Raw genomic sequence first — 15,324 nt, 5'->3', positions numbered from 1 at the left:
TTATATCCATAAAAAATCCACCTTAAAATAAGGTGGATTTTTAGCATAATAGAAAATATTAATAGTTTTTATTATTCAATAATTGGACGAGGTTTAATGCACAATTTTATATTCTTTGTAGAGCCTTGTATTTCTGCTTGATTAACTATACATATACCTTTTCCTATTTGATCTTCAGGAATATCTGGTTTTAGTGTATATATAAGAACATAGGATTTTGATGAATCTGTATTTATAGAAAGAGGAATATGATAACTATCTGTAGTGGATTGACTAATTCGAATATTTTCTTGTATACTTTCTAATTTATTATCATTAATTTGATAAAGGGAACATTTTGGTGATTCAATATTTATATTAGGTGCTTTTTTAAAATTAAAACTCAAATTCATTATTTTACTTCCAGGTGTGCTTACATTTAATAAAATGCCAATATGTGTATTTTGTTTGTTAACAATATCTATGCTGTTATCAGCTTTATCTATTATTTCAAAATTTTTATTATTTAATAAGATAATTCCATGCTTTATAATCTTATTATTATTTTTTAAGTTTACAGCTCCAATATTGCCTGCTGTATCTTTAGCTTTAATAATTATCTCTTTTCCATACCAAGCATCTTGCATAGAAACTTTAAATCCATATTCACCGTCTAGAGGGACTATTGTTACTTCTGATGGACCAAATATTTCATCTAAAGTAGGTTCTCCTTTTTCATTTATACTTCCATCTGTAATTATACCATCTCCATTTATATCTACTTCAAGAGTTGTAAATAAGATTTCTTCTTTAGAAGTAATTTTAATTTTAGAATCATTATCTACATATATTCCTACTAATTCTGGTGAACACGCATCTATTTCTCTATTAAAACTTAGAGTAGCTGTATTTCCATATGAATTTTGAACAAAAATTTTAATCAAATTATTCCCATCATTTAGTATGATCATATGTTCATATTTACCTTGATTAGTTAGTCGTTCTTGTGCGATAATATTGCCATTTGCTTTTATTTCTTTTATTGTTGAATTGTTTTCTGTTGCTAGTTTTACCTTTACAGGTCTTGTATTGTCTGTATGAAAATAATCATTCATTTCAAATGGGAGCAAAGAAATTATTGGAACTGTTTCTTCAGTTATATTTCCTGATTGATCAGTAGCTTGAATTATTATATGATTTCCAACAATATCAGCTTTATTTATTTCAATAGAGAATGCTTTAGGATCTTCATAATTGTTAGATGTATATATAATATGGTTATCATTAATAATTTTTATTTTAGAAGATTCATTTATATCTATTGTAAGTTTATATTTATTTATATTAGATTCAGCATCTGTTAAATGCGCTTTTATTTCTGGTGGTTCCATTTCATATACATAAATAGATAACGATGGGAATTTTTTTTGCTCATCTGTTCCGTTTATATCTTTATAATGCATAATGTTATTGACTAATTTATAATCTCCAATATTATTTGCTTTTAACGTCACATAAAATTCAAAAGGCTCTGCTTCAAAGGTATTAGTTTCTTTATTTAATTTGTATGAAATGCTGCCAATATCACCTATTACTTTTTGACCTTTAATTTCTAACCCTTCAGAAACGTCAACAACTTTTAAACCATTAGGAAAAGTTTCTTCATAGTGTATCCCATGAATTGGAAAGTCGCTTTGTATTATATCTGCTAATTGTTCATAGACCTCATCTAAAGCATTTCCATCTTCTGCTTTTTTGTAATAACCATTTGCACTATTTGCAATATTTTTCAACTCTGCTCCATTTGCATCGTTGCTAAATGCGATCATAAAAGAATTAATTTTATGTTTACCATTTACCAATAAATCTTTTGCGACTTTATTTGCATAAATTTTATCACGATATGTAGAATGATTTCCTCCACCAAAATATTCATAATCATTAGGGTAGCTTCCATCTCCTAAATATTGTTGATCTTCTACTGGTTCATAAAACCAACCATTCCATATTAATTTTGTAGTACTACTATGAAATGTAGGTTCTCCATCTGTCATTAATATAACGTATTTACGTATATTATCAGAATCAGAAAATTTATAATAAGCTTTTCGTAATCCATCTCCAATATTTGTACCACCATATGCTTGAAGTTTATTAATATTGTTTATTAAATTATTATATTGTGTTGGACTAGACAAATTTACAAAATTATCATTATTAAATACAATATCTTTTGCATAGCTTGCATAAGGAATCAAAGCAACTTTTACCCTAGAATCATTTTTGAATTTTTCTAAAAAATTTTTAGTCACTTTTTTCATTACAGAGATCTTCATCTCCTTATGAATTGGTTGAGCTGTCGATTGTTCATTGGCTAATCCTATTACAGGATTAGATTTTGAAGTATCAATAGTTGCAATATAAACATGATAATTATAATAACAATTGTAATAATTACCAGTAATATCTTTAAGATTTATTGGAAATTTAATATAATTTTTACTATGGTCTTTGTTTATCATAAACGCTCTATTTTTTTGAATATACTTATATAATTGATTTGTATTTAAATTTTTAATCCAATTCTCAATTGTATTTATTTCATCTGTACTATAAAATATAAAATATTTAGTATGCTGATTTTCTCCAGCAGGAGGTTTTTTAAAAGACATTCTATAATGATTTAAATAGCAACCTGATGTATACCATCTTTTCCATATATTTATATTTTTTACAGCATGTATTCCTTGAAGTGATATTTGAGTATCGTTATAGTTAAAATCAATATATTCTTTCATACTCCCTGAAGTATCCATAACTAAAACAATTTCTTTATTTTTTAAATAAGATTCAGGTAAAATATCTTCAGCAGGTATCGGTTGAGGTTGAAGCTTATAGTTAATTGTAAAGGTTTCACCTCTTTTTATTTTATCATGGTCTGATTGACGTACAAGATTTATAGGAGCTTTTACATTTATATTAGAGCCTTCTGCATAACTTAAAAAATTAATCTGATTATAAAAAAGCATAAAACAAATCAAAATAAATGCAATTTTATTTTGATAGCTTTTTGATTTAATCATTTTCAGTCCCCCTTTTTTTTATTGGTCCATTTCTAAAATAAATGTTGTTTTCTAATTCTACTTTTATATTATTTACTTCACTAGTAATTTGAATGTTAACCCCTTTGTATAATTCATTATTATCATGAATAAATGTAATTTGAAAAGATTGAATATGTTCAACATATGGTTTAGCATCAATATGCTCTGGTGAATTTCCTTCTCCATATTTTATTATTCCATTTTTAATTTCATAAATAAATTGTATATAACGATACGCTTCTTTGTATTTTCCATTTTCTTTTTGCATTTCTTTTGTTTTAAATGTAATGATTCTTACTTCTTTATTTTCTATAACTTTACGTGCATCTTCATAGATTTCTATTGCATTTATAGAACCTTCTGTCAATTTATTTATTCCTATTTGAGCTTCGTATTGTGCTGTAATTTGATTATCTGCTTTGTTGAATATTTTATAATTAAATATAAAAAATGAAGATATTGTTAATAAGATAATTCCCAAAATAGCCAATGAAACAAGCAATTCAATCAGTGTGAACCCTTTAATGTTTTTATATATATATTTCATTTTGTTTTATACGCTCCCTATCATTCCTTTTCCCAATGAAGATCAATAATATTTTCATATTTTAGAAAAGAATTTACTTTGTCTTCATCATCTTCATTTGGAATACCGATTTCTAATTCATAAAGAAAAGAGCACTCATTATTAAACTCGTTTTTTAATTGATCTGCTATATCATTATCCATTTGACTTATTTCGTATATTTTTTTTAAAATATATGATCTGTCAGAAGTAATTGTTTTTGGTTGATAATCTTGGATATAAATATTCCCTTGTGCAATGATTGTTCCTCTATAATTTATCTCTCCAGTAATATAGACATCTCCTTTTGTAATGATTATGCCATTTAGATTAGTATCCTTTAATGTTACTTTATAATCTCCCTTAGATATTTTTGCGTTTTTTCCTATAATAGAAATAGATTTATTTTTATTATTGTTTATAAAAACTAGTTCATTAGTATCAAGGTCTATTTTGCTTATATTATCAAACTGTTTTCCATTTATATTCAACCCTTCAGCTTTAAACTCAAATATATCATTGATTCTTGTTCTTGTGTTAAGAGCAGTAAACTCTCTTTTATCTCCAGCTCTTCTAACCATTTTAGGATCAGCCATTTTGTTGATGTAATATTTATAATCTTCAGCTTTTGATTTTAATAGTGAATGAATATTTTCTATTTGAATAATACTAGAATGCACATGACCATTATCAATATATGCCCCTGTAGAATGTATTACATTTTTAATGCTGATCCCATTATCTTCTCCAAGATTAAGTCCTCCAAAATCCTTATTATAGTATTCAAAATACTTACTTTTATCAAATACATCATATTTGTCGCCATTTTCAACTCCATTTTCTGATATAATTTTATATTCATCTGCTAAAAAAAGAGGCGAAAAATATTTAATTATGATATTATCTGGATTAAATCTTTCATCACGTTTAGAATTATATTTTAAATGTTTACTATATGCTATATAATTTCCCTTTACAGAAACACTTTCACCTGTTTGATAATCTTTTCCAGATGAATCTTTTACATCGCTAATATAGACAGTTCCTGCAATAACGACGCCAGGTTTGTTTTCACTATAATTATTTCCAATAAGTCCACGAGCATCTTTATCGTGGTCATCTACTTGAGTTCCTGTAATTTTCAGCCAAGAGTTATTTCCAATATCTGTATTGTTAATAACAATACTACTACTTTTATGATGTCCTGGATCATTTCTGCCATCAGAAAACCCATAGTAACTTCCATATATTTCTATCTTTCCTGCTTTACCGTTTAGCTCTATATCATCCTTTGTATTGACAGAGCCATTATTTACAATTACTGTACAGTTTTTTGCATTAGAAGGAATAAATAAAGTATTACAATAAATATCCCCATTTTTTATTGTTAAAGAAGCATTATCAGCACTTGGATAGATGTATTGATTTGTTGCTACATTTCCTTCTATTATAGTGTTATTATTTTTTACAATGATTCCTTTTTTATCTTTTTCATGCTCTTTTTCTTCTCCTCCAAAGGCATAAATATCTCCTTTGATTTTGATACTGTTTCCTTCTAAATATAAGTTTTTTTCTGTTGTAATAGCCTTTTTCCATAAAATATTATCATTTGCTTGAGCCATAATTTTTTTTATATAGTAAGGTGCATGATATGAGGGGACATCAATTGTAAAAGTACATTTTATTTTTTGAGAGATCTTTTTATGTGTAAATGTTGAATGAAGGGTGATCTGATATTTATTGTATACAGTAGTAGGTTGATCCCCTACGATTTTAATAGTTTTTTTAAAAAGTATAGGTTTGCCGATTATTTTAATTTTAGGCTTAGATTTATCAATAGCCGTATCTACTACTGTATAATCTTTTAGGCAATCTTTTAAGTTTTTGTTGATATAATCTATATACTGATCCTTAAACCATTGATTTATCTCATTTTCTAAATTTTTTTCTAAATATTTTTCGTCAATGCTTCCATCATCTTTAATATACGGACTATCATAAGAATTGCTTTCGTCTTTTTCCTTTTGTTTTTCATTTTCTATGAATTTTTCTAACTCAACTTTCACCTTCTTATTCCCTTCGTTTATTCCAGCTTCTATTACTTTGCCTACTTTTGCATAAGCTTCCTCTAATCCAGATTCTGCTAAATAAAAAGCTGTTTTCACATTCTGATCTGTTATTTTTATTTTGTAATTTGACATACTAAGAGTTAATATCGATATTCCTAATATACTCAATATTGTAAGAACTATTAATACAAGAATAAGAGCAGATCCTCTTTTTGTTGTAAATATTTTTTTTATCATATGAGGCACTCCTTAATCAATAGTTTTATATCTAACTAGTTCTACTAATGTTTTTTTTTCTTTCTCTACAGTTACTTTGATTTTATATACCCTGTTTTTATGAATATTAGCTATAGTATTATCATAAATATTATCGTAAATATATACTTCGCCATTTGATACATTTATTGTTATTTTATTATCTTTGATTCCAGAATATATTTTATAGATATTAACATATTTTTCTGAATTATTTTCTATATTAATGGTTTTCTCTGAATTACATCTTATTCCGATTTTTATGGGATATGATGTAATCGCTTTGATAAAATTTGAATCTGAGTTCAAATAAATTCCATTATTTTCAATAATAATTTTATCTTTTTCTTCTAAATCAGATACATTAAAAATATAAAGATAATCTTTTTCGTTAAAGCTTCCTGATTCATATTCGTAGTCTTCAGCTTTAACAGCTTCAGGTTCTTTAATAGTAATAATCATTCCATTTTCATGTATTGTTGTATCACCGTCTTTAATGTAATCATCTATATTTCCTATTACTTCTTCAATATATTTTTGAGCTAGTTGATTTGCAATCAATTTTTCTTCTGCAGAAACATTATTCTTAATAGTTGAAACGAATAATGATGAAAATGAAACAATAATAATTCCTAATATTGCTATACTTATAATTATTTCAATCAATGTTAAGCCATTTTCATCTTTTAAAAATTTAGCCATAATTAGTCCTCCAGGCTATTTTTTATAAAAATATTTCCTTCTTGATGTACAATATTTATTCTCGATTTATTAAGATCATCTCCATCAATGTCAATAATGAATTTTAAATCGGATTTGTTTATGAGTGTTAGATTTACTCCACTAGTATCATCACTACCTTTTCTTTTATGAGTAATAATATTAAGGCTAATTTGTTTATCCTTTGGAATAAATTTAATTTTATCATTTTGATAATCCTTTGGATAGCTTTCAGCTTGTGTTTTATACTTATAAAAATATTTATCAGCTTCTTGGATTATTTGAAATTCTACATCTTCAAAATTTGGATTATCTGCATATACATAACTTTTCATATCTGCGTCCATTGTCTTTCCAATGATTACAGTTGTCAAATCTGATGAGGGAGATGTAATATTCATTATGAAATCATATACTTTTTCGGTTTTTTTCATTATATTTTTATCTATATGATTTGTTGTACTGAAATGCTCAATAATATCTTTATATCCAGGGAATGGAGTAAAAGGATTCTTTTTTCCATATTCTCTATTGTAATTCCATTTAAAATACTCTTCATCAATCTGTATTTTAGGAATGGCATAAAAATTTAGTTGCATATTTCCGGTTATTAGGTTGCCATTTCTATTTTCTGCAGCTAATGTAATATTTTCTATAAGTATTTTTTTATCAAAAGTTTCTATAGCTTTTATAAAATTAGTTAATTGCTCATAAGTTCCTTTGAAATTAATAGTTGCACTCATTTGTTCTATTTTATCTGTAGCAATTTCATATTCGTTTCTATCTTGTTTTGTTTGTATTGCTTGAGTACTATCTTGTTTTTTTCCTAAATAAGCACTTACCATTTCTTTTAATAATGTGGAGGTTTCCTCTTTTATTTCTTTTTCTTTTTTTATTTCACCAATTTTTATTTTAGAAAAGGATATACTAGATACATTTAGTCTAGTTTTATCTATCATTTTATCTAGAATAGTAATAATCTTTTCTTGCATAATAAATGGGAAAAATCTTTCACTAACTTGAATATCTTTGCTATTTATAAACTTGTATTTTTTTTCTAATTCTTCATAAGAAACAACTTTTTCTTTTACAATATTTACTTTTTCATTTAAAGTAGCTAATGCTTCATTTTTTTGAATAATATTTTCAGCTTGTGGTTTATATATAAACTGATAATAAGCAGCTACAAATGCTACTATAACTAAAAAAATCAGCATTTTCTTTTCTCTATTAGTTAGTTTCATAATTTTTCACGTCCTTAAAAAAAGTACATTCAATATTAAATTGATAATTATCACTATTGCTAAATTCATTGCTGAGTATATTTACATGTACTGCATAAAACATATGAGTTTGCTTAAGATTGTACTCAAGCTCTGCTACAGCAATACGGTTTTTTGCTATTCCCTGGAGTTGTATACTATCTGTATTCATTGACATCCCCTTTATGAATATTTCCTTTGGTAAACAAGCAGAAATAGTTTCTAATAAATTACTATTGATCAAATCTATACTATTTATTTCTGTATTGATTTTTTTTACTATTTCATAATGCTTTGTTAATATTTCAATTTTTCTTTTTTTATCTTCAATCATATCTAGTTTTTTGTCTATTTCTTCATTTGATAATTCAGCTTGTACTGCTATAATTTCATTTTGAAGCTGTTTTTCTTTGAATATATTTATAAAAGTTAGTCCACATATTATTAGACTAATAACTATAAATATGATTGCTGTAGACAAAAATTTTTTTCTAGATATTTTTTTCTCGTTTATATAAGATGAAAAAAAGTTAATATCTCTCATATGTGATACCTACCTTCCAATTAATGCGGAGATCGTGTTTATATATTCTCCCAAATTGATTTGTTCATTGCTTTCTTTAAATTTTATATTACTCATGGTATCAATCTTAAAGGTAGGGATATTTATTATTGAACTGATATATGTTGAAAGATCTGGAATATTAGAGCTTCCTCCATATAAATATATTTTGTCAATTCTATTACCTCTAGCTCTACTTGTATAATATTGAAATATTTTCTCGATTTCTTGGACCCATATATTTATATTAGATTGTATTAATTCATTTAACATATTAGCAGATGAATAATCTTGTGTGGATTTTTTTAAACTAGCGTACTCAATTTTTCGTTTTGCTGCATCTATTAGTGAAAGATTAAAAGCATTAGCTATATCTGTATCTACATTTCTTCCACCTTGTTGAATGAGCCGATTAAATCGAAGTATTCCTTTATCAATAACAGCAATATGCATATATTCATATCCTATATCTATCAACGCAACAGTTTGATCTAAATTGTAATTCTCATTATTAATAACAAACTTATTTTCAAAAGCTTTAGCAATAGCATTTGCATGAATATCTAAAGCAATAGGTTTTAGTCCTAGATCATTCACAAGTGATAAGTAACTCTCTACAATTTCTTTAGGTAATGCTGCTATTAATACTCTTAATTTCTTAATATCATTTTCTGAAAATTCTTCCAATATTTTGTATTCAATGACATATTCATCAAATCTTATAGGTAAGTATTGTTCTATTTCAAGCTGAACTATTGATCCTAATTCTTCGGGCTTAACATATGGAAAAACGAGTTCCCTTGTAATAGCTGTAGTACTATCTAAAGTGCATACAGCTCGTTTTGCTTTGACTTTATTTTTCAATAGAACAGCATAAATAACTTCTTTTAATGCCTTTTTGTTTTTTATATATCCATTTTTATAGGATTCAGACGGAGTTGGGATTGTAAATGCATGATGAATAATCACATTATTTTTTTGTGTTTTTCCGACAATTATCTTTATCGCATATGTTCCTATATCTATAGATATTATGTTTTTTCTAAACAAGCTTTCACCTCTTTGCTATTTATCCGATTATTTTAAATATATACCAGTTTATTATATCATTACCATAAAGAATAGTTATAAAAGCTGCTATAGCTATAAATGGACCGAAAGGGATAGTATCTTTTCGATGTTTTAATTTGAGCAATAATAGGAAGATTGATAAGATAGCTCCTATTATAAAGGATAGGAAAGTAATTAAAAGAATATATTTCCATCCAAGAGCAAATCCTAAAACACCCATCAATTTAATATCTCCTCCCCCCATAGCTCCATTTGTTGCAATAGCAATGATAAGGAAGATACCCCCTCCAACTAACAATCCTAATATAGCATTTATCAATGCTATAGTTGAAAAATCATTAAATATAATAAAAGCACCTGATATAATGAACCCAAATAGGTTACATTCATCAGGTATAATTTGTAATTTGTAGTCAATGACTGAAATAACAATCAGCAAACTTGCTAATATTGTATATTTTACAAAAAGAATGGTTAAATCATATTTTAGATATAATAATAAATAAATAAGCCCATTGAATAATTCTATGATAGGATACTGTAGAGAAATATTTTCTCCACAGTATCTACATTTTCCTTTATTAAATAGAAAACTAAATACTGGTATTAAATCTAAAGGTTTTAAGGTAGTATTGCATTTAGGACAATGAGAAGGGGGATTGACAATAGATTTTTCTATTGGTATGCGATAGATGCATACATTTAGGAATGAGCCTATTAGTAGTCCTATGATAAATATTGTTATTATATATACCATTTTGATCCCCCTCGTTTTCATGAATTAAAGTTAGATAAATTATTTTTAATTATTTCCGTTAAATTCAGAATTATTATTTTTAATTATTTCCGTTAAATTCAGAATTATTATTTTTAATTATTTCCGTTAAATTCAGAATTATTATTTTTAATTATTTCCGTTAAATTCAGAATTTGTTATATTTCCATTTTTATCTATTTGAATATAAATATTATCATGATTTTGTAGTAATGTTTTATTATCAATTAAATCATTCATTAATTCTGTAAATTTTGTTGATTCATCACCATTACCTGTAACATTATTTGTTGTTATACCTGTTACTTGATATTGTAAAGTTTTATTATCACCAGTACCATTTTTAATTGTAATAGTACCACCATTTTCAGCTACAGTAAAATCGTTTGAAACGAACGATAGAGTTACACTTTTTTCAATAATTGCTTTTAATTGTTCATCAGCTGCATTTTTAGCTTTATCTGTAAAGCCACCAAATTTAGGTACAGCTATACTAGCCAAAATTCCCAATACAGCAATAACAACAATCAATTCAACTAACGTAAAACCTTTCCTGTTTTTCAACCTCTTATTAATTTTTTGAAACATTTTTTCTCCTCCTTATTATTTAAAATCAATGATGAAATATGAAAATAAAACATATAATAAAATCTTTTATATCAATCCCCCTTTCAAATGATAAAAGCTTTAAAAATTATATTTGAATAGTATTCATCATATCAAACATTGGTAGTATCATAGCAATTACAATAGCTCCAATGATTATTGCCATTAATACTATCATCAACGGCTCTAGCAATGTGGACATCTTTTGCAATGTAGCTTCTACTTCTTCATCATAAAAATTTGCTGTTTTATCTAGTATTTCATCAAGAGAACCTGATTCTTCTCCAATACGAATCATAGCATTTACCATTGGTGGAAAAACTCCTATTTGTTTAATAGGGGTTGTAAGGTCTATGCCTTTTCTTACATCTTCCTTAGCTTTTAAAATCCCCTTTTCTACAATCACATTACCTACAATCCTTGATACAATATCTAATGCTTGTATCAAGGGGATACCACTTGCTAATAAGGTTGATAAGGTTCTTGTAAACCTAGAGGTAATCACTTTTTGTGTAATTCCCTTTATAATAGGAATTCTAAATTTTATATGATCTATTAAAAATTGTCCTTTATTACTTGTTATATATTTTTTTATACTATAAAGCATGATGATTAAAACAAGAATAATGATATACCAATAATTTTTTATAATTTCACTAACTATTAATAATATTCTTGTTGGAAGAGGTAGTTTTACTCCACTACCTTCAAACAGTCCTATAAAGGTAGGCATAATGAATATAATTAAAAATACAACTACTAAAATTGATATTATACTCAATATAATTGGATACATCATTGCACTTTTTATTTTATTGGTAATTTTGTTTTCCTTTTCATAATGAATAGCCATGCGATTCATAATAATATCTAAAGTACCACTTACTTCTCCTGCTTCTATCATGTTGATCAATAGATCTGGAAAAATTTCTCTATGCTTTCTTAAAGATTCTGAAAAAGTTAATCCTTTTTGAACATCTTCGTAAACTTCTTCAATAACTTTAGCTAATTTTTTATTTTCTGTTTGAAACCTTAAAGTATCTAAAGCATTAAGAACAGTTACTCCTGCATTGAGCATAGTATAAAACTGTCTACAAAATATAGCCATATCTTTTATTTTTACTTTTTTAAAAAAGCTGATGCTTATTGATTGCTTTTCTATTATTTCTTCGATATTTATAGGATGATTTTGATTTTGCCTAAGCATATGGATAACTTCATTTTTGCTTCTTGCAGTATATGTTCCTTCAAGTCTTTCTCCTGCTTTACTTATAGCTTTATATTTATAAGTGGGCATATATATCCCCCTTGTTTTTTAATATTAGCTTTATTTTTTACATATGCATAAATCGCTCTAAATTATCGCAATCTACTGCATAGGTCAAAGCTGTTTTTTTATTAATTAACCCTTTATTATATAAATCAAGGATAGCATGATCCATTGTCTGCATGCCGAATTTGCTACCTGTTTGTATATTAGTTTGAAGTTGATGAGTTTTCCCTTCCCGAATCAAGTTTCTTATAGCAGATGTTGCAACCATTATTTCTAATGCAGCTACTCTTCCTTGTCCATCAGTTCTCTCTAAAAGCTGTTGCGAGATGATACCTTCTACTACTGTAGATAATTGTACTCTGATTTGTTGCTGCTGGTGTGCAGGAAAGATATCTATAATACGATCAATAGTTTTTGCAGCTCCTATAGTATGTAGTGTAGAAAGTACTAAATGTCCTGTTTCTGCAGCTGTAATAGCTATACTAATAGTTTCTAGATCACGCATCTCTCCTACTAGTATTACATCTGGATCTTGTCTTAAAGCAGCTCTTAATGCTCTAGAAAAGCTATGCGAATCATTTCCAATTTCTCTTTGATTTACAATACTTTTATTGTGCTTATGAAGGTATTCAATTGGATCTTCAAGGGTCAAAATATGACAGCTTTTTTCTTGATTAATATAATCAATCATAGATGCTAATGTTGTAGATTTACCACTACCTGTTGGTCCTGTTACCAATATTAATCCTCTTTGCTTTAATGCTAATTCTTTTAGTATTTGTGGAAAGCCCAGTTCATCAATAGTAGGAATATTTAAAGCAACTGTCCTTAAAGCCATTCCATAACTTCCTCTTTGTTTATATATATTTACTCTGAATCTTCCTAATCCATGATAAGAAAAGGATAAGTCAATTTCACCCTTTTCTTTTAACTCTATAATTTGTTGATCAGTTAAAAGCTCTTGTACTAAAGCAATAGTATCATATGGTGCCAATGCTTTTTCATTTATTTTTTCTAATTTTCCATTGATTCTTAATACAGGAGGGACACCTACTGTTACATGTAAATCAGATGCTTTTTTTTCAATTGCTTTTTTTAATAAATCTAGTATATTCATATTCCACCACCTAATCTAGGTTATAGGATACCCTGTTTAATTCATCTACTGTTGTAATACCTTCTAATACTAATTTAAAACTATTTTCTTTAAGAGGAATCATACCTTGATTAATAGCACTTTGTCTTAAAATATCAATACTTTCACCCTTATCAATATGTAGTCTTAAATCTTTATTTACCAGCATAATTTCATGAATAGCTGTTCTTCCCTTATAACCTGAACCATTACAATAATTACATCCTTTTCCCTTATACAATAAGGTTTCATCAGAAATATTGAGTATTTTTTTTTCTATTTCATTTGGTACATAAGATTGTTTGCATTCAGGACAAATTTTTCTTACTAATCTTTGTGAGATTACTCCAATAACAGATGAAGATACCAAATATGGTGCAATTCCCATATCCATAAGGCGTGCTACTGTTGAAGGAGAATCATTAGTATGCATAGTACTTAAAACAAGATGTCCAGTTATGGCAGCTCTAACTGCTATTTGGGCAGTTTCACTATCTCTGATTTCTCCGATCATAATAATATCAGGATCTTGTCTTAATATAGACCTTAGTGCATTAGCAAAAGTTAAATTTGCTTTAGTGTTTACCTGTACTTGATTAATGCCATTCAAACTATATTCTACTGGATCTTCTACAGTAATAATATTTTTATTTATTTGATTCAATTCTCTAAGAATTGTATATAATGTTGTAGTCTTACCACTACCTGTTGGTCCTGTTACCAAAATAATCCCATTAGGACTTTTAATGATTTTATCAAAAATTTCTAAGTTTTTTTCAGAAAACCCCAATTGATTTTTTGACATTAAGAAACTGCTTCTATCTAATAAACGAATAACTATCTTTTCTCCATAAACTGTAGGCAATGTAGAAATACGCATATCAATTTCTTTTCCATCAACAGTTGTTTCAAATCTACCATCTTGAGGAATTCTTTTTTCAGCAATATTCATTTTTCCCATTATTTTAATTCTTGTAACAATTGCAGAATGAGTAGATTTTTCAGGAGATATAATTTCTTGCAGCTCTCCATCAATTCTAAATCGTACTCTAACATTACTTTCAAAAGGCTCGATATGAATATCGCTAGCTTTTGCTTTTACTGCTTGCCTAATAATAGAGTTGACCAGTCTAACAACAGGCGCATTATTAATTTCATTTAATATGGTTTCATCTAGATCTGATAAATCTTCAAAGCTATACTGATTTTTAAAATCTTCAACTGCTTTTTCAGCACTTTCTTTACCATAATAATAGTCAATTGCATTTAATATATCTTGTCTTGTAGCGATTATAGGTTCAACTTCTAATCCTGTAGCAATTCTTACATCATCCATCGCAAAAATATTTAAAGGATCAGCCATTGCTACAAATAATTTATTATTTTCTTTTTTTACAGGAATCAATAAATGTCTTTTTGCAAGACTTTCGTTAATCAATTTAGGAATTTCAGCATCAATATAATACTTTTCTAAATCCATATGAGGAATTCCTAATTGAAATTCTAATATTTCTATCATTTTTTTTTCTTGAATGAAACCTTCATCGATTAGAATTTCTCCTAATTTTTTTCCAGAAGCTCTTTGAATTTTTAATGCTTCATTAATTTGTTCCTTTGTGATAAATCCTGCATCAATGAGCAAATCTCCTAATCGTTTTTTGGGTTGCATTATCATCATCCATTCATAATATATATTTTTATAATATAATAAAAATCATAATTCAAAAAAACAAAAAGACTAACCCCCTATATATAAATAATATAGTGTTAGTCGGTTACGCCACTACATCAACATGGTATAGGCGTCCAAATATAACCATGTATCATTTGTACTAACATTACATATCACTATTTAAATTAATATAAATAGTTCAACATAGTTAATAGTTCTTAAATTTTTAAAATCCTCTATACAAAATACATTTCACCAATTATCATAATAAACATA

General features: G+C 26.9%; 12 protein-coding genes and 1 riboswitch. All 12 genes read right to left on the bottom strand.

What is annotated here, in order from left to right; all coding sequences use genetic code 11:
• Positions 1-71: 71 nt before the first annotated feature.
• Positions 72-3,062 (bottom strand): vWA domain-containing protein, encoded by a 2,991-nt coding sequence (locus KVH43_RS11675; protein ID WP_218282699.1) that lies wholly within the window; start codon positions 3,060-3,062, stop codon positions 72-74.
• The gene (locus KVH43_RS11670; protein WP_218282698.1) at positions 3,055-3,630 is read right to left on the bottom strand and encodes a prepilin-type N-terminal cleavage/methylation domain-containing protein; all 576 of its coding nucleotides are present in this window, start codon (positions 3,628-3,630) and stop codon (positions 3,055-3,057) included. Before KVH43_RS11670 ends, KVH43_RS11675 begins: the two co-directional genes overlap by 8 nt.
• A gap of 20 nt (positions 3,631-3,650) precedes the next feature.
• Positions 3,651-5,954: a pilus assembly PilX N-terminal domain-containing protein gene (locus tag KVH43_RS11665; RefSeq protein ID WP_218282697.1), complete on the bottom strand. Its 2,304-nt coding sequence runs from the start codon at positions 5,952-5,954 to the stop codon at positions 3,651-3,653.
• A gap of 12 nt (positions 5,955-5,966) precedes the next feature.
• Positions 5,967-6,674, bottom strand: a complete 708-nt coding sequence (locus KVH43_RS11660; protein ID WP_218282696.1) for a prepilin-type N-terminal cleavage/methylation domain-containing protein — start codon at positions 6,672-6,674, stop codon at positions 5,967-5,969.
• A gap of 2 nt (positions 6,675-6,676) precedes the next feature.
• Positions 6,677-7,936, bottom strand: a complete 1,260-nt coding sequence (locus KVH43_RS11655; RefSeq protein ID WP_218282695.1) for a hypothetical protein — start codon at positions 7,934-7,936, stop codon at positions 6,677-6,679.
• The gene (locus tag KVH43_RS11650) at positions 7,923-8,498 is read right to left on the bottom strand and encodes a PilN domain-containing protein (RefSeq protein ID WP_218282694.1); all 576 of its coding nucleotides are present in this window, start codon (positions 8,496-8,498) and stop codon (positions 7,923-7,925) included. Before KVH43_RS11650 ends, KVH43_RS11655 begins: the two co-directional genes overlap by 14 nt.
• Before the next feature lie 9 nt (positions 8,499-8,507).
• Positions 8,508-9,566 (bottom strand): type IV pilus assembly protein PilM, encoded by a 1,059-nt coding sequence (gene pilM, locus KVH43_RS11645; protein ID WP_218282693.1) that lies wholly within the window; start codon positions 9,564-9,566, stop codon positions 8,508-8,510.
• 19 nt (positions 9,567-9,585) lie between these two features.
• On the bottom strand, positions 9,586-10,344 hold the full coding sequence (locus KVH43_RS11640) for a prepilin peptidase (RefSeq protein WP_218282692.1): 759 nt from the start codon (positions 10,342-10,344) through the stop codon (positions 9,586-9,588).
• 147 nt (positions 10,345-10,491) lie between these two features.
• Positions 10,492-10,950 (bottom strand): prepilin-type N-terminal cleavage/methylation domain-containing protein, encoded by a 459-nt coding sequence (locus KVH43_RS11635; protein ID WP_218282691.1) that lies wholly within the window; start codon positions 10,948-10,950, stop codon positions 10,492-10,494.
• 106 nt (positions 10,951-11,056) lie between these two features.
• Positions 11,057-12,265: a type II secretion system F family protein gene (locus KVH43_RS11630; RefSeq protein ID WP_218282690.1), complete on the bottom strand. Its 1,209-nt coding sequence runs from the start codon at positions 12,263-12,265 to the stop codon at positions 11,057-11,059.
• A gap of 37 nt (positions 12,266-12,302) precedes the next feature.
• Positions 12,303-13,358 (bottom strand): type IV pilus twitching motility protein PilT, encoded by a 1,056-nt coding sequence (locus KVH43_RS11625; protein ID WP_218282689.1) that lies wholly within the window; start codon positions 13,356-13,358, stop codon positions 12,303-12,305.
• A gap of 10 nt (positions 13,359-13,368) precedes the next feature.
• Entirely contained in the window at positions 13,369-15,051 is a 1,683-nt protein-coding gene (locus tag KVH43_RS11620; RefSeq protein ID WP_338028385.1) for a GspE/PulE family protein, read from the bottom strand.
• An 85-nt stretch (positions 15,052-15,136) separates the two neighbouring features.
• Positions 15,137-15,219: riboswitch (cyclic di-GMP riboswitch) on the bottom strand.
• Positions 15,220-15,324: the final 105 nt, after the last annotated feature.

The organism is Crassaminicella indica, assembly GCF_019203185.1.
Lineage (GTDB): Bacteria > Bacillota > Clostridia > Peptostreptococcales > Thermotaleaceae > Crassaminicella > Crassaminicella indica.
This window is presented reverse-complemented; position numbering and strand designations above follow the sequence as displayed.